This is a genomic window from Serratia sp. L9 (assembly GCF_050632285.1).
Classification (GTDB): Bacteria; Pseudomonadota; Gammaproteobacteria; order Enterobacterales; family Enterobacteriaceae; genus Chania.
On record NZ_CP192591.1, the window covers coordinates 2199913 to 2223902 of the forward strand.

At 54.6% G+C, this 23990-nt stretch carries 18 protein-coding genes, 1 tRNA gene and 3 pseudogenes; 18 read left to right on the forward strand and 4 right to left on the reverse strand.

The window, feature by feature from the left end:
* From ubiH to ACQ86O_RS10510, 6 genes are all read left to right on the forward strand, one after another.
* Complete coding sequence (gene ubiH / locus ACQ86O_RS10485) at positions 1-1179, forward strand: 2-octaprenyl-6-methoxyphenyl hydroxylase (protein WP_431225164.1); 1179 nt, start codon at positions 1-3, stop codon at positions 1177-1179.
* 19 nt (positions 1180-1198) lie between these two features.
* On the forward strand, positions 1199-2401 hold the full coding sequence (gene ubiI / locus ACQ86O_RS10490) for an FAD-dependent 2-octaprenylphenol hydroxylase (protein WP_431225165.1): 1203 nt from the start codon (positions 1199-1201) through the stop codon (positions 2399-2401).
* A 477-nt stretch (positions 2402-2878) separates the two neighbouring features.
* Entirely contained in the window at positions 2879-3976 is a 1098-nt protein-coding gene (gene gcvT / locus ACQ86O_RS10495; protein ID WP_431225166.1) for a glycine cleavage system aminomethyltransferase GcvT, read from the forward strand.
* Positions 3977-4005: 29 nt separating this feature from the next.
* Positions 4006-4392, forward strand: coding sequence for a glycine cleavage system protein GcvH (gene gcvH, locus ACQ86O_RS10500; protein ID WP_431225167.1), 387 nt, complete (start codon positions 4006-4008; stop codon positions 4390-4392).
* Between the two features lie 85 nt (positions 4393-4477).
* Positions 4478-7357 (forward strand): aminomethyl-transferring glycine dehydrogenase, encoded by a 2880-nt coding sequence (gcvP, locus tag ACQ86O_RS10505; protein ID WP_431225168.1) that lies wholly within the window; start codon positions 4478-4480, stop codon positions 7355-7357.
* Between the two features lie 596 nt (positions 7358-7953).
* The gene (locus ACQ86O_RS10510) at positions 7954-8700 is read left to right on the forward strand and encodes an SDR family oxidoreductase (protein ID WP_431225169.1); all 747 of its coding nucleotides are present in this window, start codon (positions 7954-7956) and stop codon (positions 8698-8700) included.
* Between the two features lie 32 nt (positions 8701-8732).
* Here the strand turns inward: ACQ86O_RS10510 and ACQ86O_RS10515 are convergent, their stop codons facing one another.
* Complete coding sequence (locus ACQ86O_RS10515; protein WP_431225170.1) at positions 8733-9341, reverse strand: HD domain-containing protein; 609 nt, start codon at positions 9339-9341, stop codon at positions 8733-8735.
* Positions 9342-9794: 453 nt separating this feature from the next.
* On the opposite strand from ACQ86O_RS10515, the pseudogene trhA reads away from it, so the two are divergent.
* A pseudogene (gene trhA / locus ACQ86O_RS10520) lies at positions 9795-10468 on the forward strand (PAQR family membrane homeostasis protein TrhA).
* A 61-nt stretch (positions 10469-10529) separates the two neighbouring features.
* On the opposite strand, the gene ygfZ reads toward trhA, so the two are convergent.
* Positions 10530-11522: a tRNA-modifying protein YgfZ gene (ygfZ, locus tag ACQ86O_RS10525; RefSeq protein ID WP_431225699.1), complete on the reverse strand. Its 993-nt coding sequence runs from the start codon at positions 11520-11522 to the stop codon at positions 10530-10532.
* Positions 11523-11822: 300 nt separating this feature from the next.
* Here ygfZ and sdhE point away from each other — a divergent pair, with 300 nt between their 5' ends.
* From sdhE to creD, 5 genes and pseudogenes are all read left to right on the forward strand, one after another.
* Positions 11823-12089: an FAD assembly factor SdhE gene (gene sdhE, locus ACQ86O_RS10530; protein ID WP_431225171.1), complete on the forward strand. Its 267-nt coding sequence runs from the start codon at positions 11823-11825 to the stop codon at positions 12087-12089.
* Positions 12070-12492, forward strand: a complete 423-nt coding sequence (locus tag ACQ86O_RS10535; RefSeq protein WP_431225172.1) for a protein YgfX — start codon at positions 12070-12072, stop codon at positions 12490-12492. Before sdhE ends, ACQ86O_RS10535 begins: the two co-directional genes overlap by 20 nt.
* Positions 12492-13187 (forward strand): two-component system response regulator CreB, encoded by a 696-nt coding sequence (creB, locus tag ACQ86O_RS10540; RefSeq protein WP_431225173.1) that lies wholly within the window; start codon positions 12492-12494, stop codon positions 13185-13187. The genes ACQ86O_RS10535 and creB overlap by 1 nt, the downstream gene beginning before the upstream one ends.
* The gene (gene creC, locus ACQ86O_RS10545) at positions 13184-14602 is read left to right on the forward strand and encodes a two-component system sensor histidine kinase CreC (protein ID WP_431225174.1); all 1419 of its coding nucleotides are present in this window, start codon (positions 13184-13186) and stop codon (positions 14600-14602) included. Before creB ends, creC begins: the two co-directional genes overlap by 4 nt.
* An 84-nt stretch (positions 14603-14686) precedes the next feature.
* Positions 14687-16094: pseudogene (creD, locus tag ACQ86O_RS10550) on the forward strand (cell envelope integrity protein CreD).
* A 35-nt stretch (positions 16095-16129) separates the two neighbouring features.
* Here the strand turns inward: creD and fldB are convergent.
* Complete coding sequence (gene fldB, locus ACQ86O_RS10555) at positions 16130-16648, reverse strand: flavodoxin FldB (protein ID WP_431225175.1); 519 nt, start codon at positions 16646-16648, stop codon at positions 16130-16132.
* 107 nt (positions 16649-16755) lie between these two features.
* Here fldB and xerD point away from each other — a divergent pair, with 107 nt between their 5' ends.
* The 6 genes and pseudogenes from xerD to ACQ86O_RS10585 all read left to right on the forward strand — a co-directional run bounded on the left by xerD (position 16756) and on the right by ACQ86O_RS10585 (position 23137).
* The gene (xerD, locus tag ACQ86O_RS10560; RefSeq protein WP_431225176.1) at positions 16756-17655 is read left to right on the forward strand and encodes a site-specific tyrosine recombinase XerD; all 900 of its coding nucleotides are present in this window, start codon (positions 16756-16758) and stop codon (positions 17653-17655) included.
* A gap of 27 nt (positions 17656-17682) precedes the next feature.
* Positions 17683-18396, forward strand: coding sequence for a bifunctional protein-disulfide isomerase/oxidoreductase DsbC (gene dsbC / locus ACQ86O_RS10565; RefSeq protein WP_431225177.1), 714 nt, complete (start codon positions 17683-17685; stop codon positions 18394-18396).
* Between the two features lie 6 nt (positions 18397-18402).
* Positions 18403-20132 (forward strand): annotated as a pseudogene (recJ, locus tag ACQ86O_RS10570) (single-stranded-DNA-specific exonuclease RecJ).
* A gap of 150 nt (positions 20133-20282) precedes the next feature.
* A protein-coding gene (gene prfB, locus ACQ86O_RS10575; RefSeq protein ID WP_431225178.1) for a peptide chain release factor 2 occupies positions 20283-21381 on the forward strand; the annotation gives its coding sequence in 2 pieces (ribosomal slippage) (positions 20283-20357 and positions 20359-21381; 1098 coding nt in all).
* Positions 21382-21390: 9 nt separating this feature from the next.
* Positions 21391-22908, forward strand: coding sequence for a lysine--tRNA ligase (gene lysS, locus ACQ86O_RS10580; protein WP_431225179.1), 1518 nt, complete (start codon positions 21391-21393; stop codon positions 22906-22908).
* Between the two features lie 155 nt (positions 22909-23063).
* A tRNA-Gly gene (locus tag ACQ86O_RS10585) sits at positions 23064-23137 on the forward strand.
* Positions 23138-23372: 235 nt separating this feature from the next.
* Here the strand turns inward: ACQ86O_RS10585 and ACQ86O_RS10590 are convergent.
* Entirely contained in the window at positions 23373-23756 is a 384-nt protein-coding gene (locus tag ACQ86O_RS10590; protein ID WP_431225180.1) for an IS3 family transposase, read from the reverse strand.
* Between the last annotated feature and the right edge of the window lie 234 nt (positions 23757-23990).

Here is a 23990-nt window from a genome sequence, read left to right on the forward strand (position 1 = left end):
ATGAGCGTAATCATTGTTGGTGGCGGGATGGCTGGCGCAACGCTGGCACTGGCGATTTCATCACTGACGCAGGGTAAGGTCGTGGTCGATCTGGTGGAGGCAACTCGGCCAGACGATCGTGCGCACCCAGGCTTTGATGCCCGAGCCATCGCCCTGGCACAGGGAACCTGCCAACAACTGGCGCGTATTGGTGTCTGGCCCGCGCTGCGTGACTGCGCTACGGCGATCACCCATGTTCACGTAAGCGATCGCGGGCATGCCGGTTTTGTGAATCTGCAAGCGCAGGATTATCAGGTCGAGGCGTTGGGGCAGGTGATTGAGCTGCACGATGCCGGGCAGCGGCTGTTTGCGTTGCTGGCAAAGGCCCCTGGCGTGAGGCTGCACTGCCCGGCTAAAGTGGTCGATGTGCTGCGTAGCGCCGATCATGCTGAAGTCGTGCTGGATAACGGGCAGCGGCTGAACGGGCAACTGCTGGTAGCCGCAGACGGTTCACGCTCTGCGCTGGCACAGGCCTGCAATATCCAGTGGCAACAGAATGATTACCCCCAGTTTGCCACTATCGCCAACGTCACCACCGCCGAGTCTCCGCAGGGGCGGGCGTTTGAACGCTTTACCCGCTACGGGCCGCTGGCACTGTTGCCGATGTCTGGTGGGCGAAGTTCCCTGGTCTGGTGTCATGCGCGGGAAAATCGCCAGCAGGTGGATAGCTGGAGCGACGCGCGTTTTCTCAGCGAACTGCAACAGGCGTTCGGTTGGCGGTTGGGTAAGATGCTGAAGGCGGGCAAGCGCCATAGTTATCCACTCAGCCTGTTAATGGCCAACCAGCATGTCAGCCACCGTCTGGCACTGGTGGGTAATGCGGCGCAGACGCTGCACCCGATTGCCGGGCAGGGGTTCAACCTTGGCCTGCGGGATGTGATGTCGCTGGCCGAAACCCTGGCCGAAGCTGCTAAGGCAGGCGAAGATTTAGGGGCTTACTCGTTGTTGGGCCATTATCAGCAGCGGCGGCAGAAAGATCAGCAGGCAACCATCGGCGTGACTGACGGCTTGATTCGGCTGTTTGCCAACGGTTATGCACCGCTGGTTGTCGGGCGTAATCTGGGGCTGATGGCGATGGAGCTGTCCCCGGCAATGCGTGATGCTTTTGCCAAACGCACTTTGGGCTGGGTTGAACGTTAATTTAAGGAATTGGAGCAGCATGCAATCATTTGATGTGATTATCGCTGGCGGCGGTATGGTGGGATTGGCGCTGGCCTGTGGTTTGCAGGGCAGTGGCCTGCGCGTGGCGGTACTGGAACACCGACAGCCGGAAATATCGCCGCTGCCAGAACTCCCTGCGTTGCGTGTCTCTGCGATTAACGCTGCCAGTGAACGGCTGCTGCAACAGATTGGCGTGTGGGATGACATCCTCGGTCAGCGCGCCAGTGCGTATAACGCGATGGAAGTGTGGGATCGTGATAGCTTCGGCAAGATTGCCTTCCGTGGTGATGAGTGTGGCTTCAGTCATCTGGGGCATATCATTGAAAATGAGGTGATCCAGCAGGCCTTATGGAAAAAGGCCCTGACGCTGGCCGATGTGACTTTGCTGGCTCCGGCGGCGTTGAAACAGGTGGCATGGGGAGAGAACGATGCCTTTGTCACGTTGGAAGATGGCCGCATGCTGACCGCCAGGCTGGTGGTGGGGGCCGATGGGGCCAACTCCTGGCTGCGCCAGTATGCCGATATTCCACTGACCTTCTGGGACTACCGCCACAGCGCGTTAGTAGCCACCATCCGTACGCAAGAGCCTCATCAGGTCACCGCTCGCCAGGTTTTCCATGGTGAGGGGATCCTGGCTTTCCTGCCATTTAACGATCCGCATTTGAGCTCGATTGTCTGGTCGGTCGCGCCAGAAGAAGCCGAACGTTTGCAGCAGCTGGAGCCAGAAGCCTTTAATCGCGAGCTGGCAATGACCTTTGATATGCGCCTGGGCAACTGCCAGTTGGAAAGCGATCGTCTGGCCTTCCCACTCACCGGGCGTTATGCCCGCAGCTTTGCGGCACATCGTTTGGCGCTGGTGGGGGATGCTGCACATACCGTCCATCCCCTGGCCGGGCAGGGCGTTAACCTGGGCTTTATGGACGCCGCAGAATTGATATCTGAACTCAAGCGCCTGCAGCGCCAGGGTAAAGATATCGGCCAGCACCTTTATCTGCGCCGCTATGAGCGCCGCCGCAAGCATGGTGCCGCTGTTATGCTGGCCAGCATGCAAGGGTTCCGTGAGCTGTTTGCTGGCCACAACCCGGCTAAGAAACTGCTGCGTGATGTGGGCTTAAGGCTGGCCGACAGCCTGCCGGGGGTGAAGCCGAAACTCATTCGTCAGGCGATGGGGCTTAACGACCTGCCTGATTGGCTGGCGTAATTTTTTATGAGGTCTGGCTCGCAGGCCTCTGTCATTTCATCCATAGATTTTCCTTATCCTCCCTTCATTTGAGAAATTCTAATTCCAGCCGGTTTTTACCATTACTTTTTCTAATTCCATGTCTGGTTATCAAAAGCCGAAACTCTCTTTCTTACTACCTGTTTGTTATATAACTTCGGATTTAGGGCGCTTTAATTGTTAATTTTGTGCCATTAGACGCATTTTTCCAGTGAAAAACTCTGCAAACTAGCTCCGCAGTTTACCGCCTCTGAAGCGTGCTGATCATAATTTAACTTATGGTTAATGGAACAGCTCAATGATAACTTCAGGGAAAGGTATCGTTTGCGTCGAGCGTTATCGGCGTGAAAATTTGTATTGAGCAGCCAGCGTGTTCACGCAATCAGGTCCGCGAGTTACACCCGCCTTATTGCGCCGCAACACCCTGTCTTCGGCTACTTGAGTTGAAAGAGGGAAAAGATGGCAAAGCAAACCCCACTGTACGACCAGCATGTGGCGTGCGGTGCGCGCATGGTCGATTTTCATGGCTGGATGATGCCGCTGCATTATGGCTCCCAGATTGATGAACACCACGCCGTGCGTCAAGATGCCGGTATGTTCGATGTCTCCCATATGACCATCGTGGATTTGCGCGGTGCTCGCACCCGCGAATTCCTGCGTTACCTGCTGGCTAACGATGTTGCCAAGCTCACTCAATCTGGTAAGGCGCTGTATACCGGCATGTTGAATGCGTCCGGCGGCGTGATTGACGATCTGATCGTCTATTACTTTACCGAAGATTATTTCCGCCTGGTGGTTAACTCCGCAACCCGCGAGAAAGATTTAGCCTGGATTGAACAGCACGCGGCACCGTACAGCGTTGAACTGACGGTACGCGACGATCTGGCGCTGGTCGCGGTGCAAGGCCCTCAGGCCAAAGAACGCGCCGCCACTTTGTTTACCCCGGAACAGAAACAGGCAGTGGAGGGTATGAAACCCTTCTTCGGCGTGCAGGCTGGGGATCTGTTTATTGCTACCACCGGTTATACCGGCGAAGCTGGCTATGAAATTGCCCTGCCAAAAGAGCAGGTAGTTGATTTCTGGCAGAAACTGCTGGCCGCTGGCGTGAAACCCGCTGGGCTGGGCGCACGCGACACGCTGCGTCTGGAAGCCGGTATGAACCTCTACGGCCAGGAAATGGACGAGGGGGTTACGCCATTGGCTGCCAACATGGGCTGGACTATCGCCTGGGAACCACAGGATCGCCAGTTTATTGGCCGTGAGGCCTTGGAACAGCAGCGTGAAAAGGGCACCGAACAACTGGTTGGCTTGATCATGACCGAAAAAGGCGTATTACGTAATGAGTTGCCGGTGCATTTCACCGACGTGAACGGCCAGGCGCAGGTAGGGGTGATCACCAGCGGTTCGTTTTCCCCGACTCTGGGCTTTAGCATCGCGCTGGCACGGGTTCCCGCCGGTATTGGCGAACAGGCTGTCGTGCAGATCCGTAACCGCGAAATGCCAGTGAAGGTGACTAAACCAGGCTTTGTACGTGCCGGTAAATCACTGATTAATTAGTTTTTATTCTTCGAAGGAGTAGCAGGCCAATGAGCAATGTGCCAACAGAATTGAAATACGCCGCATCCCATGAGTGGGTTCGTGACGAAGGCAACGGCGAATACGTAGTGGGCATCACCGAGCACGCGCAGGAATTGTTGGGCGATATGGTATTTGTCGATCTGCCGGAAGTGGGCGCTACGGTGTCTGCTGGCGATGACTGCGCCGTTGCGGAGTCGGTAAAAGCCGCTTCTGATATCTATGCGCCAATCAGCGGTGAAATCATTGCAGTCAACGGCGAGCTGGAAAGCTCCCCGGAGTTGGTTAACAGCGAGCCCTATGGTGAAGGCTGGCTGTTCCGCATCAAGGCTTCTGATGCGGCAGAGCTAGGTAAGCTGCTGGATGCCACCGCGTATCTCGCTTCTATCGACGAGTAAACATTATCACGCCCCGCTGAAAAGTGGGGCGTGTTGCAGCTCAGGCTATATCTCGTACCCCGCAAGCATTCAGGAATTTGTAGCAATGACTCAGACACTCAGCCAACTTGAACACAGCGAAGCGTTTATCGAACGCCACATCGGCCCTTCTGCAGAGCAACAACAGCAGATGCTGGAAGCGGTGGGCGCGCGTTCACTCAGCGCGCTGATCCAACAGATTGTGCCAGCAGATATTCAACTGCCGGGGCCGCCACCGGTGGGCGATGCAGCAACTGAACATCAGGCGTTGGCCGAACTGAAGGCGATTGCCTCACAGAATCAGCGCTACAAATCCTACATCGGTATGGGCTACAGCGCGGTGCTGACGCCGCCAGTGATCCTGCGCAATATGCTGGAAAACCCAGGCTGGTACACGGCATACACACCTTACCAGCCAGAAGTATCGCAAGGCCGCCTTGAAGCACTGCTCAACTTCCAGACCCTGACGCTTGATTTGACCGGGCTGGATCTGGCTTCTGCCTCACTGCTGGATGAGGCGACTGCCGCGGCGGAAGCGATGGCGTTGGCCAAACGCGCCAGTAAGCTGAAAGATGCCAACCGTTTCTTTGTGGCTGATGATGTTCATCCGCAGACGCTGGACGTGGTGCGTACCCGTGCCGAAACCTTTGGTTTTGACGTGATCGTCGATAAACCGGCGAAAGTGCTGGAACTGCAAGGTGTATTCGGCGTGCTGCTGCAACAGGTTGGCACTACGGGTGAACTGCACGATTACAGCGCGCTGTTAGCAAAGCTGAAACAGCGCAAGATTATCACCAGCATCGCAGCCGATATTATGGCGCTGGTGCTGTTGGTCGCACCTGGCAAGCAGGGTGCCGATGTGGTGTTCGGCTCTGCGCAACGCTTCGGCGTGCCAATGGGCTACGGTGGCCCGCACGCGGCCTTCTTCGCTTGCCGTGACGAATTCAAACGTTCCATGCCGGGCCGTATCATCGGGGTATCTCGCGATGCTGCGGGTAATACCGCGTTGCGCATGGCGATGCAAACCCGCGAACAACATATCCGCCGTGAAAAGGCCAACTCCAATATCTGTACCTCGCAAGTGCTGCTGGCCAATATCGCCAGCCTGTATGCGGTGTATCATGGTCCGCAAGGCCTGCAACGTATTGCCGGGCGGATCCATCGTCTGACCGATATTCTGGCGGCAGGTTTGCGGCAGGCTGGCCTGCAACTGCGTCACAAAACCTGGTTTGATACACTCACTGTTGAAGTGAAAGACAAGGCTGCTGTGCTGGAACGCGCGCTGAGCTTTGGCATCAACCTGCGCACGGATATTCACGGTGCTGTGGGTATCACGCTGGATGAAGCCACTTCCCGTGAAGATGTACAGACGCTGTTTGCCCTGTTGGCTGGCGACGAAAATGGCCTGGATATCGATGTACTGGATGCGCTAGTCAGCAAAGACGGTCAATCTATCCCGGCGGCGATGTTACGCAAGGATCCGATCCTGTCTCATCCGGTATTCAACCGTTATCACAGCGAAACCGAGATGATGCGCTATATGCACCGCCTGGAGCGCAAAGATCTGGCGCTGAATCAGGCGATGATCCCACTGGGTTCCTGCACCATGAAGCTGAACGCGGCTGCGGAAATGATCCCTATCACCTGGCCTGAATTCTCTGAGCTGCACCCATTCTGCCCGCCAGAGCAGGCGGCAGGCTATCAACTGATGATTGGCCAGCTTTCCCAATGGTTGGTGCAACTGACCGGTTACGATGCGGTGTGCATGCAGCCAAACTCAGGCGCGCAGGGCGAATATGCCGGTTTACTGGCGATCCGCCGTTATCATGAAAGCCGCAATGAGGCGGCCCGTAATATCTGCCTGATCCCAAGCTCGGCGCACGGCACCAACCCTGCATCTGCCCAGATGGCCGGGATGAGCGTCGTGGTGGTCGCCTGCGACAAGAACGGCAACATCGATCTGCACGACTTGCGTGTCAAAGCCGAGCAGGCAGGTGAAGCCCTTTCCTGCATTATGGTCACCTACCCGTCCACCCATGGCGTGTATGAAGAAACCATCCGCGAAGTATGCCAGATCGTGCACCAGTTCGGTGGGCAGGTATACCTCGACGGTGCCAACATGAACGCGCAGGTGGGCATAACTACGCCGGGTTATATTGGCGCGGATGTTTCGCACCTCAACCTGCATAAAACCTTCTGTATTCCTCACGGCGGCGGTGGCCCAGGTATGGGGCCAATCGGTGTGAAAGCGCACCTGGCACCTTTTGTTCCGGGGCATAGCGTGGTCCAGATTGATGGCGTCACCACCCAGCAGGGGGCGGTTTCGGCGGCTCCGTTCGGCAGCGCCTCAATTTTGCCGATCAGTTGGATGTATATCCGCATGATGGGCGCAGAAGGGTTGAAGCAGGCCAGCCAGGTGGCGATCCTCAATGCCAACTACATCGCAACCCGCCTGAAAGACGCCTATCCGGTGCTGTATACCGGGCGCGATCACCGTGTGGCACACGAATGTATCCTGGATATCCGCCCTCTGAAGGAAGAGACCGGTATCAGCGAAATGGATATAGCCAAGCGCCTGATTGACTTCGGTTTCCATGCGCCAACCATGTCATTCCCGGTAGCTGGCACCTTGATGGTTGAACCAACCGAATCGGAAAGCAAGGTGGAGCTGGATCGCTTTATCAATGCGATGCTGGCTATCCGCAACGAGATTGATCGGGTACATCGTGGTGAATGGCCGCTGGAAGACAACCCGCTGGTCAACGCGCCGCACATTCAGGCCGAACTGGTCAGCGACTGGCAACACCCATATAGCCGCGAACTGGCCGTATTCCCGGCAGCTGGCGTGCGTGAAAATAAGTACTGGCCAAGCGTGAAGCGCCTGGATGATGTGTACGGCGATCGTAATTTGTTCTGCTCTTGTGTTCCGATGAGCGAATACGAATAACACCATCCGCCAAGTCTATAATCTACGGGCATACAGCCACCCTGAACTAGCGGGGTGGCTGGAGATTCAAATGAGTTATCGATAACGCCAGACATCGTGTTGGCCTGTACACTCCCTCCGGTGACCGAGCTAGTTGTGGCGATGAAACGGGAAATAAACGGCAGGCTATTATCTCCTGCTTATCAACTGTAGGCGGTTGATGGCTGCCAGAAATCAAGCCGAAGCTACCAGAGTCATGAATAAATCCTTTTCACCTAACAGTTCCTTATGCTTATAAAGGTAGGGTTTCTTTGAATGCTCTAATTGGTTTTTTCGAAATAAGCATCCCGGTAATGTAAATTTTCATTCAAGCAGACAGATATTAAAATATATTTTTCTTGAGTGATATTTAAGTGTTAATTAAGACGGACCTTTATTAAGGGGCAGCTTTTTTGCCGGGCTTTATTACTTAAAAACAGGATAGTATGATTTTTTATTATCTCTTTGTATTTATAAGCTATTCTTGCAATGACACTGTATACGTTGTTGACTGAACTCGCCGGCTTCACCTGTTAACACCGGATACTATTTCTTACCCCCAAAAAGAAAGGAACAGCATGACAAAAGTAGCTTTGGTGACCGGCGCCAGCCGAGGCATAGGCCGTGCGACGGCGTTATTGTTGGCCCGTCAGGGCTACGTCGTTGGGGTTAATTACCTGCAAGCCGAGATGGCGGCAAAGCAGGTAGTGGAGCAGATCCGAAATCAGGGTGGCAAGGCGCAGGCATTGCGGGCGAACGTTGCCGAAGAGGGCGAGGTGGTAGCCATGTTTGCCGAACTGGATGCTACGCTCGGCCCAATCGATGTGCTGGTGAATAATGCAGGTATTTTGTTCCAACAGGCGGGCATTGAACAGCTTACCGCTGAACGCATTAACAACGTGTTGGCGACCAACGTCACAGGTTATTTTCTCTGTTGCCGCGAAGCGGTAAAACGCATGGCTTTACGCCATGGCGGGCAGGGCGGGGCGATCGTCAACGTCTCTTCTGCTGCGGCGCGTCTGGGTGCCGCAGGAGAATATGTCGACTATGCTGCATCAAAAGGAGCTGTGGATACGCTGACTACCGGTCTGGCGCTGGAGGTGGCGGCGCAGGGGATCCGTGTCAACGGCGTAAGGCCTGGTTTTATCTATACCGAGATGCATACCTGCGGTGGTGAACCGGGGCGCGTGGATCGCGTGAAAGCATCGTTGCCGATGCAGCGGGGTGGCCAGCCGGAGGAAGTGGCGCAGGCCATCGCCTGGCTGCTTTCCGATGCGGCTTCTTATGTCACCGGCAGCTTTATCGAGGCCGCAGGCGGGCGCTGAACCCACAAGGGCGCCAAGGCGCCCCTAATCTGTTACTTCAACCAGCCTTTATGCTGCGCATCATGCAAATGTTGCAGTAAATGTTCCCACAGTTCAGGGTGAATATCCGCAATCATCGAGTTACGCTTTAGCACCTGATCCAGGCTGACGTTGTTTTCTACCCAGCTTTGGCCTTCATTATGCAGGTTCATCAACATCGGCATGCTGCGATCCAGCACGATGGCAAAGCGCGCATCGGCACTTTCACCAGCTTCATATTCCTGCCACAAAGCGGTGAAAAACTCATTCTGAGGCTGCGGCAACATGCCAAACAAGCGTTTTGCTGCGGCGACTTCCTGATCGTGGATCGCCTCGCGCGCCGCCAGATCGTAAACAAACACGTCACCAGCATCAATTTCGACGATGTCGTGCAGCAGAGCCATCTGGATCACGCGCTGAATATCGACATCTTCATTGGCGTAAGGAGCCAGGCTCATTGCGGCAATGGCAAAGTGCCAGCTGTGCTCGGCCGAGTTTTCCTGCCGTTGTGTGCCCAGCACTTTGGTACGGCGCTGAACGCTTTTCAGTTTGTCGATTTCCATCAGAAACTGGATAACTTGAGTCATGGAGCCAAAATTTAAGGCGAGTACGGCGGATGACATGAAAAAACCTCGATGTTGTTTACCCTGTGAATTTCAAGCTGTAGCTAGGCGACCCGCTCACTCTTCCCTGGAGCTGATTTCAGTGAGTGACCAGGGATGACAAATCGATCAGGAACCGATTTGAATGCCGCAAGCGGCAGTCCGTAGGGGAAATCACAACGTCCTGATTTCTCACCGATTCGAACGCTGTGAACAGCGGCCCATGAGGGGCGAAACCCTCGGATGGGTTTCAATAGCAGGTAACAACGCTGCAGCTTGAAAGGCGACGGGTATGGATGAGCGCTAAAGCCAGTCGATTATAACCCAATAGACAGGGCTTTTCGATGTCAGTGCGGTGTTACAAGTGTTCACAGATTTATTTTAGCGTACACGTGTACACTGGAATCGTTCTCAGTTAATCTCATTTGCAGAAATTTCGCACAATAATAGCTGTTTTTGAGGGGGTTGCGTGTTATGGGAAAAATGGATGCAGTAAAAACCGAGACCGGCCAGCAGCCAACCCCGGTTTATCCATGGGCAGAGGAGATTGCCAACAGCATCAGCCACGGTATCGGGTTGGTTTTTGGTATTGTCGGCCTGGTCTTGTTACTGGTTCAAGCGGTGAATACCGGGGCCGGAGCCACGGCCATCACCAGCTACAGCCTGTACGGTGGCAGCATGATACTGCTGTTTCTGGCCTCCACGCTGTATCACGCCATTCCACATCAAAGGGCCAAACATTGGCTGAAAAAATTCGACCACTGCGCCATTTACCTGTTGATCGCCGGTACCTATACGCCTTTCCTGCTGGTAGGGTTGGATTCACCCTTGGCGAGGGGGCTGATGGTTGTCATCTGGGGGTTGGCGCTGTTCGGGGTGATTTTCAAACTGGCATTTGCACACCGCTTTGAAGTGCTGTCGCTGGTGACCTATCTGACGATGGGGTGGCTCTCTTTGATTGTTATCTATCAATTGGCTACACGCTTGGCGGTGGGGGAGTCACTCTGCTGGCGGTCGGCGGCGTGGTGTATACGCTCGGGGTGATTTTCTACGCTTCGAAGCGGTTTCGCTTCGGTCACGCTATCTGGCACGGTTTTGTGCTTGGTGGCAGCTTGTGCCATTTTATGGCGATTTATCTGTACGTCTGATCCACCCGATTATGACTAAAAACCTCAGACCAGAGTTTCCTGGTCTGAGGTTTTAACCGGATTATTTCTCTTCGGCCAGCGAATAGGGCAAGGGTTTGATGGCAAGCTGGCTGCTGGCATCATCACGTACGCGCAGTACGCTGTCCGCTTCCAGATCGTTATTCATCACCACCTGCACCCATAACGTCCCGTCGGCCAGGGTAATGGCTGCCAGCACGGTGCCGGTACGCCGCCAGTTTTCACCCAGTTTCAGCTCCAGATCGTCACCCGCCTGCGGGGCGTGGCTGGCTTTGCCTTCCAGCCAGTACAGGGCGCGTTTGTTGGCACCCCGGAATTTGGCGCGAGCCACCATTTCCTGCCCGGTATAACAACCTTTGCTGAAACTGATCCCTGCCAGCGCTTGCAGATTGGTAGCTTGTGGGATCAACTGTGCGCTATTGGCAGCATCAATCACCGGGTAGCCAGCTTCAATATCCAGTGCTAACCACTGGCGGCTGTCGTTCAGTTCTGCCTGACCATCCAACTTGGTCGCCAGCTCTTCCGCTCTCTGGGCATTGGTGATCAGCACAAAGCGTTCTGCTGGCAGATCAAAGTGCAGCAGGGTGGTGTCGCTGTCTTGCACCACTGGGTGCTGAGTATCAGGCAAATTACTGAATACGCCTGCTAATGCTGCGCGGGCCTGGAAACCGGCAACGCCCAGCAGGACTGCGTCATTGTCTGCCGCGATAGTGAGTTTGGAGAACACCGCGTATTTTTTGATTTCAGCCACCTGGCTTTCCAGCACGCTGCGGCGTTCAAGATAGGCAAAACCCTCACCGCTGTGGAATAAGCGCAGGTTACTCCACATCTTGCCTTTGGCATCGCAATGGCCACATAGCACATGGTGATCAACGGCCAGTTTATCGATATCGGCCGTCACCTGGCCCTGAAGGTATTTCACCGTGTCAGGCCCGTTCAGCCGCACCAGTGCCCAATCTTCCAGTGAGATCAGCGTCAGTGGCAGATGGGAAGAGGCGGAAGGTTGACGGGGTGGAAAAGGAATATTGAGCGCCATAATCGGTTCCTGCTGCATGTTTTGCTTACCTGAAGGGATTAACGCCATGGTAAAAGAGGTGGCTGGCTTTGCAAGCGGTTATTATCCTGCAAGGCTTTTTTTGACATTTTTCGCTTTGTTCGGAGAACGCCCTTCCCGGCGAGTATGTCAAATTGTTACTCTATGCGCTTACGGCTGACGATGCCCACGTTAAACAAATCGTTGGCTGATGGAATTTTATTGCGCGCGTGCTGCCATACAAAGTGTCGGTTACACCAAGCGCATGGCAAACCATGCCGAAAAGAGGTTAGTCATAACAACATGGATATTAATAATAAAGCACGCATTCACTGGGCTTGCCGCCGGGGAATGCGCGAGTTGGATATCTCGATCATGCCGTTTTTCGAGTACGAATACGATACGTTGAGCGATGAAGACAAAGCGGCCTTCATCCGCTTGCTTGAATGTGACGACCCAGATTTGTTCAATTGGCTGATGAATCATGGCTCTCCGCAGGATCCACAACTGCAGAGAATGGTATCCCTGATCCAAACGCGAAATAAAGACCGTGGCCCAGTGGCAATGTGATGTCCGCGTTTCCTGGCGTACCCAGTTAGTCTCGCTGCTGACCCATGGCGCACTGATCTTGTTGATCCTGATCGCACCCTGGCCGGAAGGTTACGGCCCGATCTGGTTAGTGTTGCTGACGTTAGTGGTTTTTGAATGTATCCGCAGTCAAAAGCGGATCGCATCCAGGCAGGGAGAACTGCGGTTGCTGGCGGAGCGCCGGATTGAGTGGCATGGCCAAGAATGGTTGATACTGAAAAAACCCTGGATGCCGGGGTTTGGCATTTTGCTGTCGCTACAACAGGTAAACGGTAAAAAGCGCCGCAGGCTGTGGCTGGCCTCTGATTCTTTGGGCAACGCAGAATGGCGGCATCTGCGCCAACGGCTGCTATTTCCGCAAACTGTTGCTGACGAGGACGAATAATGAAACCGCTGCTCTGGCTGGTGGAAGACGAACCCAGTATTGCAGATACGCTGGTTTACACGCTGGAGAGCGAAGGTTTTCAGGTACGTTGGTTTGAACGTGGTGAGCCTGCATTGCAGGCTTTGCAACAGGGTGCGCCAGCGCTGGCGATCCTCGACGTTGGCCTGCCTGATATCAATGGTTTTGAACTTTGCCGCCGTCTGCTGGCGCAGGCGGTGGATTTACCTATTCTTTTCCTCACGGCGCGCAGTGACGAGCTTGATCGCCTGATCGGCCTGGAAATTGGTGCCGATGACTATGTGGCCAAACCGTTTTCCCCGCGAGAAGTCAGCGCCCGCGTGCGAGCTATTTTGCGGCGTCTGCAAAAGCAGCAGCGCCTGCAGCAGCCGGTGCTTTATCACTTTGGGGCTTTTACCCTTGATGAAGAAGGAGCCTCAATCAGTTACCACCAGCAGCCGTTACCGCTGACCCGTTATGAATTCCTGTTACTTAAAACTCTGCTGTTAGCGCCAGGCCGGGTGTTTTCACGCCAGCAATTGATGGATATCGTTTGGGCCCAGGCGGAAGAGAGCCTGGATCGCACTGTCGATACACATATCAAAACACTGCGTGCCAAACTGCGCGTGATTGATGCCGGAGACCCTCCAATTCATACCCACCGTGGATTAGGCTACAGCGTGAGCCGTCAGCCATGAGAATTGGCCTGCGCCTGTTACTGGGATACTTCCTGATTGTGGCAGTTGCAGGTTATTTCGTGCTGAGCATCTTTGTACAAGAGGTCAAGCCGGGTGTGCGGCGAGCCACCGAAGGTACGCTGGTGGATACCGCCAACCTGCTGGCGCAGGTGGCACGGCTGGATATGAAACGCGGAGATGCCGCGCAAGGCCAGTTGGCGCAAGCCATCGCCCAACTTAATCATCGGCCCATTGGTGCCAATATTGCCGGTATCCGTAAGGATCGTAACGAATATCGCATCTATCTTACCGATGGGCGCGGTAAGGTGATCTTTGACTCGTCTGGTCAGGCGCTGGGGCAAGATTACTCCCGCTGGAACGATGTCTATCTGACATTACGTGGTCAATACGGCGCGCGCAGTACCCGCACCATTGCCGATGATGAAAACAGTTCGGTGATGTATGTGGCGGCTCCGGTGGTGGAACAGGGGCAGATTATTGGCGTATTGAGTGTAGGCAAACCCAACAGCGCCATGACACCGGTGATCCGCCGCAGCGAAAGACGCATTTTGCTGGCGGGTGCGGTGCTGCTGGGGATTGCGTTGGCGATTGGTGTGGGATTCGTCTGGTGGATTAACCGTTCGATCAACCGCCTGGTGCGTTACGCCGACGGGGTGGCGCAAGGCGAAGTGGCCCCGTTGCCGCGTATGGGCAGCGTTGAGCTGACGCAACTGGCGCAGGCGCTGGAAAGCATGCGCGTGAAGCTGGAAGGTAAAGCCTATATCGAACAGTACGTGCATACATTGACTCACGAATTGAAAAGCCCGCTGGCGGCGATCCGTGGTGCGGCAGAGTTGTTGCAGGAATCACCGCCCCCGGCTACCGCAAAACGCTTCCTGACCAATATTGAGCAGCAGAGCGCTCGTATCCAGCAGTTGGTTGATAAGCTGCTGGTTCAGGCCCGCCTGGAAAGCAGGCCTGGTTTGGAACTGGCCCCGGTGGCGCTGGCGCCATTATTGCGGCAGGTCGTCTCAGGTAAAGAGGCGCAGGCAACACAGCGTGGTATTTCCGTCAGGGTAGGTTTGTTGCCGGAGGCGGCTGTGATTGGCGATGCTTTTTTGTTGGGGCAGGCGTTGAGCAACCTGTTGGATAACGCGCTCGATTTCACCCCGGCTGGCGGCACCATCAGTATTGAAAGCGCGCGGCTGGAACATCACTACCAAATGACTATTGCCGATACCGGCAGTGGTATCCCGGACTATGCGCTGGATAAAGTCTTCGAACGTTTCTATTCGCTGGCGCGTTCAGATAAACCCAAAAGCAGCGGCCTGGGCCTCAATTTCGTGCAGGAAGTGGCGCGGCTGCATCGTGGAACCATCCGTCTGCAGAATCTTCAACCCTGTGGTGTTGTGGCCATTTTCACTTTATCGCTCTGACTTCACGTTCACTTCACATAACCACATTCTTATTTCACTTGCCGGTTCTATCGTTGCGCCATTACCTACATGGAGTATGCAACGATGTTTAAATCGGTTCTGTTTTGGAAAATAACTACCCTGCTGGGGTTGATGATCCTGATGATGATCCCCGTGGGGCAGTTGATGGATGTAGTACAGGAGCGCAGTGGCTATCGCCAGAGCGTGGTCGGGCAAGTGAGCGAAAGCACCAGCCGGGCACAGCGCATTCTTGGGCCGCTGATCGTTATTCCTTATACCCTGCGTGAAGAGAAAAAGAATGAGAAGGGGGAGATTGAGGTGCAGGTGAGCCGTCATCAGCGCTTTGTGCTGCCAGAGGCGTTAGTGGTTAATGGCAAACCGAACGTGGAAATCCGCAAGCTGGGCATCTACCAGACACAGGTTTACCAGGGGCCGCTGGAGTTTCAGGTGACATTTGCCAACCCGGATCTGGAAGATCTCCAGCACCATAACGTCACGGTCGGCCAGCCATTCTTACTGGTATCATTGAGCGATTCACGCGGGATCAAAAGCATTTCACCGCTCAACGGTACGCAGCAGCAGTCAAAGTTTGAGCCGGGTACGATGGTGGGGGCTTTCTCAAGGGATCCATGCCCCCCTGGCATTGGCCTCCTTACAGAAAGATGGCCTGACGGCAGAATTCACCCTGACGCTGGCGGGAACCAGCAGCCTGTCATTGGTGCCATTGGGACGCAGTTCCGAGCTGGTATTGCAGAGCAACTGGCCGCATCCCAACTTCCTGGGCAACTTCCTGCCGGACGAACGCAAAGTTACCGAAAAAGGGTTCAGCGCCCGGTGGCGCAGCACCTGGTTTGCCAACAATATCAACAGCTCGTTCATGTATGATGACAACATCATCGGCGAGGATAGGCTACCAACCTTTACCACCAGCCTGATCGAACCGGTCGATCATTACCAACTGACCGAACGTGCGGTGAAGTATGCAGTGTTGTTCCTCGGGCTGACGTTTATGGCGTTCTTCCTGTTCGAAACCCTGACCGGGTTGCGGGTACACCCGATCCAATATCTGCTGGTGGGTGCCGCATTGGTGTTGTTCTACCTGATCTTGTTGGCCTTCTCTGAGCATCTGGGTTTCGACCTGGCCTATTTACTGGCGAGCGTGGCTTGTAGCGGGCTGATCGCCTTCTACCTCAGTGCGGTGTTGCGTGGCAAGCTGCGGGGGATGTTGTTTGCCGCCAGTCTGTTACTGCTGTACGGCGTGTTATATATGCTGCTGCAGTCGGAAGATAACGCATTGTTGCTGGGCTCAGTGCTGCTGTTTGGCGTATTGGCGGGCATCATGCTGCTGACGCGTAAACTGGACTGGTATCAGGTGGCCGATCCGGCTCGCCTGAAAGGAAATACGGCTATAGCAGAAACTGATGCTGAACCGGCAAGTGATGATGTTACACCGGCCAGCAACGGTGAGAACCGTTTCAGATTGTGGAAATAAATGCTCTGTTGGGCGCGATGATGCGCCCAACGTTCTTATAGCAGAGGGGCCATCTCCAGCAGGATCTGTTCGCACCACTGTTGCAGCCGGTCTTCGCTCATGTCGTATTGGTTCACGTCATCCAGCGCCAAACCCACAAAATGTTTCCCATCGGCGCTGAGAGGCTTCGGGCTGGTGAATTCAAAGCCTTCGGTCGGCCAGAAGCCGATAAACTGCACGCCAAGCGGAGCCAGATGGTGGTACAGCATGCCAAGCGCATCGAGGAACCATTCACCGTAGCCCAGTTGATCGCCCATGCCGTAAAGGGCAACAATTTTACCTTTCAGATCCAGTTCAGTCAGCTGTGGCCATATGGCCTCCCAGTCTTCCTGCAGTTCACCAAAATCCCAGGTCGGGATACCAAGGATCAGCACGGAATAGTCTTCCATCAGCTTGGGAGAAACGTCTTTGAGGTTGTGCAGGTCGACCAGGTCCTCCCCCAGGATCTCACGGATTTTTTCTGCTGCCATCTCGGTGTAGCAGGTGCTGGAACCGTAAAACAGACCAATCTTCATGTTTAAACCGTTTATGTTGCTTTGTATGGAATTGCAACGAGTATACCCGACTTACGCCGGTTTAAGGCATAATGCCCGTGGCATAAACGTAACAAAGAGAGGACTCTGTGCAACAGCAAGAGAGCGCGCTGATTGAGCAATTCCTGGATGCGCTGTGGCTTGAACGCAATCTGGCCGAAAATACGTTGGCCTCTTATCGGCTTGATTTGCAGGCGTTGGCTGGCTGGCTGGCGAAAAACAACAGCAGCCTGTTGCACGCCGAAGCGCTGGATCTGCAAGCCTTTCTTGCCGAACGTGTAGAAGGCGGATATAAGGCGACCAGTTCTGCTCGATTGCTGAGCGCGATGCGCCGCCTGTTCCAATATTTCAACCGTGAAAAGCTGCGTGCGGATGACCCGACCGCGTTACTGGCGTCACCCAAATTGCCGCAACGCCTGCCCAAAGATCTGAGCGAAGCCCAGGTTGAGTCCTTGTTGCAGGCACCCTGCGTCGATCAGCCGCTGGAGTTACGCGATAAGGCTATGCTTGAAGTGTTGTATGCCACTGGTTTACGCGTCTCGGAACTGGTGGGGCTGAGCATCAGCGATGTCAGCCTGCGCCAGGGGGTGGTGCGGGTGATTGGTAAAGGCAACAAAGAGCGGCTGGTGCCGTTGGGCGAAGAAGCGGTGTACTGGATCGAAAATTACCTGGAACACGGCAGGCCGTGGATGTTGAACGGCCAGACGCTGGATGTGCTGTTCCCGAGCAACCGCTGCCAGCAAATGACCCGACAGACGTTCTGGCATCGTATCAAACACTATGCGATCCTAGCCGGTATCGACAGTGAACGGCTTTCACCACATGTGCTGCGTCACGCCTTCGCCACCCATTTACTGAACCATGGGGCCGATCTTCGTGTCGTACAGATGTTATTGGGGCATAGCGACCTCTCGACCACGCAAATTTATACACATGTAGCCACTGAACGCTTGAAGCAGCTACATCAACAGCATCACCCGCGCGCCTGAAGCGCAGGGATCGTAAGGATTGGAAGAATGAAAAAAGGTTTAATGTTGCTCTCCCTGTTGGTGGCCTCGGTTACCGGTGTGGCGCATGCTGATGACGCAGCGATTCAGAAAGCACTCGGCAGTCTGGGTATTCAGCAGGCAGATATACAACCTTCGCCGGTGGCGGGTTTAAAAACCGTGTTGACCGAAGGCGGCACGCTGTATGTGACGGAAGACGGCAAACATGTTTTACAAGGGCCAATGTATGACGTCAGTGGCAAGGAGCCGGTCAACCTGACCAACCAGCTATTGATGACCAAGCTGGAAGCGCTGCAAGATCAGATGATCGTCTTTAAAGCCGCGAAAGAAAAACATGTGATCACCGTGTTTACCGACATCACCTGTGGTTATTGCCACAAACTGCACCAGCAGATGAAAGAGTATAACGATCTGGGGATCACCGTCCGCTATCTGGCGTTCCCGCGTCAGGGGCTGAACTCCCAGGCTGAAAAAGATATGCAGTCCATCTGGTGTACCGCAGACAAGGCTAAAGCTTTCGATGCTGCCGTTAAAGGCGACCCCGTTTCCCCAGCCACCTGCAAAACCGATATCAGCAAGCATTATGCGCTGGGCGTACAGTTTGGTATTCAAGGCACTCCAGCCATCATTTTGAAAAACGGTATGGTGATCCCAGGTTATCAGGGGCCAAAAGAGATGGCCGCGATGCTGGACGCACATGCAGCCTCAGTAGCAACGAAATAAGTCGCAGTGAGTATCAAAACCCAATTACGCCGCCGAGAGGCGGCAGATGCCGACCATTTACCTGCCAGCCTGCCCCCGTTATTGCGCCGTTTATACGCGTTGCGCGGGGTGAAGGCTGAGCAGGAATTGAGCGTAGCGTCAAGGGAATGCTGCCTTGGCAACAGTTGGACGGCATCGAGGCTGCGGTAGCGATATTGCAGCAGGCGCTGGCCGATCGCCGCCGCATCATAGTGGTGGGTGATTTTGATGCCGATGGTGCCACCAGCACCGCGCTGGCGGTGTTGGCCCTGCGCAGTATGGGGGAGCGCAGTGGATTACCTGGTGCCCAACCGTTTTGAAGATGGTTACGGCCTGAGCCCGGAGGTGGTGGAGCAGGCGGCCTTGCGCGGTGCCGAGCTGATCGTCACTGTGGATAACGGTATCTCTTCCCATGCGGGTGTTGACTTGGCGCACGCCAAAGGGATGCAGGTGCTGGTAACCGATCACCATCTGCCGGGGAAACCTTGCCAGCGGCAGAGGCGATCGTTAACCCGAACCTGCGGGGTTGCGAATTCCCTTCCAAATCCCTGGCGGGTGTTGGTGTCGCTTTTTATCTGATGCTGGCGTTGCGGGCCAAACTGCGTGACAGCGGCTGGTTCGAACAGCGTGCGCTGGCCATGCCCAATCTGGCCGAGTTGCTGGATTTGGTGGCGCTGGGCACGGTGGCAGATGTGGTGCCGCTGGATGCCAACAACCGTATTCTGGTTTATCAGGGGTTAAATCGCATTCGTGCGGGCAAGTGTCGGCCTGGTATTCGTGCTTTATTGGAGGTCGCCAATCGCGATGCGCGCCAACTGGCTGCCAACGATCTCGGTTTTGCCCTTGGTCCGCGGCTGAACGCGGCTGGGCGCTTGGACGATATGTCGATCGGCGTGGCTTTGTTGTTGAGTGACGATATTGCTCAGGCACGCATGCTGGCCAACGATCTCGATGCCCTCAACCTGACCCGGCGTGAAATAGAGCAGGGCATGCAGGTCGAGGCGCTGGAACTGTGCGATAAGTTGGAGCGCAGCACCACCTCACTGCCTTATGGGTTGGCGATGTACCATCCGGAATGGCATCAGGGCGTTGTCGGTATTCTGGCTTCGCGCATCAAAGAGCGTTTTCACCGCCCGGTTATCGCCTTTGCCCCGGCGGGGGATGGCATCTTGAAAGGTTCTGGCCGCTCGGTGGCTGGGTTGCATATGCGTGATGCGCTGGAGCGGCTCGATACCCTGAACCCAGGGTTAATGATGAAGTTCGGTGGCCACGCCATGGCGGCTGGCCTGTCGTTGGAGGAAGCCCGGTTTGATGAGTTCCGCCAGCGCTTTGGCGATCTGGTCGGCGAATGGCTCGATCCGGCGATGCTGGAAGGGGTGATCTGGTCTGACGGCGAACTGATGATGCAGGAACTGACCCTGGCAACCGCAGAGTTACTGCGCGAAGGTGGGCCATGGGGGCAAGCCTTCCCGGAGCCGACTTTCGATGGCAAATTCCGAATCCTGCAGCAACGGCTGGTGGGTGAAAAACACTTGAAGCTGATGGTGGAACCGCTGGGCGGCGGCCCGTTGCTGGACGGCATAGCCTTCAATATCGACACCACCCTATGGCCCGACAGCAGTATCAAAGAAGTAGAAATGGCCTATAAGCTCGATGTGAACGAGTTTCGTGGTAATCGCAATGTCCAGTTGCTGATCCAGCATCTCTGGCCGCGTTAATCCGTTTCTCGGGGCACCCTCGGGTGCCCGAATCTTAATCCCCGACAAAAACTGACCAACTCGCTATAAACTGGCCGCTGGATCCGCTAGAATTACCGGTTCCAATGGCATTTCGCCATCGACGACATCAACGTAAGAACGCTAAAAATCATGTTTGAAATTAATCCGGTAAAAAACCGAATTCAGGATCTGTCCGAGCGGACTGCCGTTCTCAGGGGGTATCTTTGACTATGATGCCAAGAAAGAACGCTTAGAAGAAGTTAACGCCGAGCTGGAGCAGCCGGACGTTTGGAACGAACCTGAACGTGCACAGGCATTGGGCAAAGAGCGCTCGGCGCTGGAAGCCATTGTTGAGACCATCGATCAGATGGAGCAGGGCTGTGAAGATGTCACCGGCCTGCTGGAACTGGCGGTCGAAGCAGAAGACGAAGAAACCTTTAACGAAGCGGTGGTTGAGCTCGATCAACTGGGCGCCAAGCTTGAGCAGTTGGAATTCCGCCGTATGTTCTCTGGAGAATACGACAGCGCAGACTGCTACCTGGATATCCAGGCTGGTTCTGGCGGTACTGAAGCGCAGGATTGGGCAAGCATGCTGCTGCGTATGTACCTGCGTTGGGCCGAGTCAAAAGGTTTCAAAACGGAAGTGATTGAAGAATCCGACGGCGACGTCGCGGGCCTGAAATCGGCCACCATCAAGATTATCGGCGACTACGCGTTTGGCTGGTTGCGTACTGAAACCGGCGTGCATCGTCTGGTACGCAAGAGCCCATTCGACTCCGGTGGCCGCCGCCATACCTCCTTCAGTTCTGTGTTTATCTACCCGGAAGTGGACGACGATATCGATATCGAAATCAACCCGGCCGATCTGCGCATTGACGTTTACCGTGCCTCTGGCGCGGGCGGTCAGCACGTTAACAAAACCGAGTCGGCGGTGCGTATTACCCACTTGCCAACCAACATTGTGGTGCAGTGCCAGAACGATCGCTCTCAGCATAAAAACAAGGATCAGGCATTCAAACAGCTGCGAGCCAAGCTGTATGAATACGAGATGCAAAAGAAAAATGCTGACAAGCAAACACTGGAAGACAGCAAATCCGATATCGGCTGGGGGAGCCAGATCCGGTCTTACGTGCTGGATGATTCCCGCATCAAGGATTTGCGCACCAGCGTAGAAACACGTAATACACAGGCCGTACTGGATGGCGACCTGGATAAATTCATTGAGGCAAGTTTGAAAGCCGGGTTATGAGGAACAGAAATGTCTGAGCAACAAGCACAAGGCGCCGAACAGGCGTTGGATCTCAACAACGAGCTGCAGTCACGCCGTGAAAAACTGGCTGCACTGCGCGAGAACGGCATTGCGTTCCCGAATGATTTCCGTCGCGACACCACGTCCGACCAACTGCACGCAGAATACGACAGCAAAGAAAACGAAGAGCTGGAATCTCTGGGTATCGAAGTGACCGTTGCTGGCCGTATGATGACCCGCCGTATCATGGGTAAAGCCTCTTTCGTTACGTTGCAGGATGTGGGTGGCCGTATTCAGCTTTACGTTGCCCGTGATGATCTGGCGGAAGGCGTTTACAACGAGCAGTTCAAGAAATGGGACCTGGGCGATATTCTTGGCGCACGCGGTAAGCTGTTCAAGACCAAAACCGGCGAGCTGTCTATCCACTGCACCGAGCTGCGTCTGCTGACCAAAGCCCTGCGCCCGTTGCCAGACAAGTTCCACGGCCTGGCCGATCAGGAAACCCGTTATCGCCAGCGCTACCTGGATCTGATTGCCAACGAAGAATCGCGCAACACCTTCAAGATCCGTTCTCAGGTGATGGCGGCGATCCGTACCTTCATGGTGGGCAGAGGCTTTATGGAAGTCGAAACCCCGATGATGCAGGTGATCCCTGGTGGTGCGTCTGCCCGCCCGTTTGTCACTCACCACAATGCGCTGGACATCGACATGTACCTGCGTATCGCCCCAGAACTGTATCTGAAGCGTCTGGTGGTCGGTGGCTTCGAGCGCGTGTTCGAGATCAACCGTAACTTCCGTAACGAAGGCGTTTCTCCGCGTCATAATCCAGAGTTCACCATGATGGAACTCTATATGGCCTATGCGGATTACAAAGATCTGATCGAACTGACCGAGTCCCTGTTCCGCACGCTGGCGCAAGATGTGCTGGGTAACACTAAAGTGCCTTATGGCGATGAGGTGTTTGACTTCGGTAAGCCGTTTGAAAAGCTGACCATGCGAGAAGCGATCAAAAAATATCGCCCAGAAACCAATCTGGATGATTTAAACGATATGGCAAAAGCCGTAGCGATTGCTGAGTCTATTGGTATCAAGGTTGAGAAGAGCTGGGGTCTGGGCCGTGTCGTCACCGAGATCTTCGAAGAGACTGCAGAAAGCCATCTGATCCAGCCAACCTTTATTACCGAGTACCCGGCAGAGGTTTCTCCGCTGGCTCGCCGTAATGATGAGAACCCGGAAATCACCGATCGCTTTGAGTTCTTCATTGGTGGCCGTGAAATCGGTAACGGCTTCTCGGAACTGAACGACGCTGAAGATCAGGCGCAGCGTTTTGCTGACCAGGTTACCGCCAAAGATGCCGGTGACGACGAAGCGATGTTCTACGACGAAGACTACGTAACCGCGCTGGAACACGGCCTGCCACCCACTGCGGGCCTAGGCATCGGTATCGACCGTATGGTGATGCTGTTGACCAACAGCCACACCATCCGTGATGTGATCCTGTTCCCGGCAATGCGCCCGAGCAAGTAACGTTAGGTGAGTAGCTAAATCGGTGCAGGTAACTGTACCGGTTTTTTTCGCCTAAAGCGGGAAAGGGGTGCTAACCGCTTAAAACATCGGCAGTTATGCGTTTTCTCCGCTTGCCCGTCGCGTATAACCGGTTATAATGCCAATCGCACACCGAAGCGGGTGTAGTTCAATGGTAGAACGGCAGCTTCCCAAGCTGCATACGAGGGTTCGATTCCCTTCACCCGCTCCAAACACACTTCTCCCAACGTCTACCAAAGCCCACTAAACCCAGTAATCACAAGCCTCTCGGTAAAAACTCGTTGTCCCAAGGTCTACTCGCATCTACCAAAATCTATACATCTATGTGTATAGGACGTTTGATTTACCTTGGGGCTATACACAATGCCCCTCACAGACCTTGAGCTACGGCGCTCTAAGCCGCAAGACAAGCCCTATGTAATGGTCAAGCAAAACCGGACACCGATTTAGGCACATTGTTGTAGTCGTCGTTCGTATTCATCCGGCGAGATATTTCCCAGCCGGTAATGCCGCCGCTTCAGATTATAAAAACTGTCGATATAATCGATAACGTCTGCAATACCCTGACTTCGGGTTTCATAACGACGATAGTTAACTCTTTCTCCTTTCAGGCTGCGGAAAAACCTCTCCGTAACCGCATTGTTCAGGTGTAATAGCACTGGCTGCCGGAGTCTCGCCCCGTACTTTCCGCGATACTGGCGTAGCCAGCGCTGCAATGTTGAAAGACCAATATTCATTGTTTCAGCAGCTTGTGCCACCGGGTAGTTGCGCTGAAGGACCAGATTGACACATTCCTGTTTGAACTCATGGGTAAACGTTTTTCTGCGCATTCTCACCTCGTTAGTACTGCTTATTATATCTCTAACAAAGTGTCCGGGATCATTAGACCATTACAATACCGTTAGACTCATTTAAAAACTGTCTGGCCTGTAGCTGACCAACATAATTACCATCTTAATCTTTTCAGCCCACGACGGATTAAAGACTGCATGGCGCCAGCCTCACGATCGTAGACTCGAATATCGAATGTGAGCTCTCCACATCCTGTTGGTTTGCTCAGATTA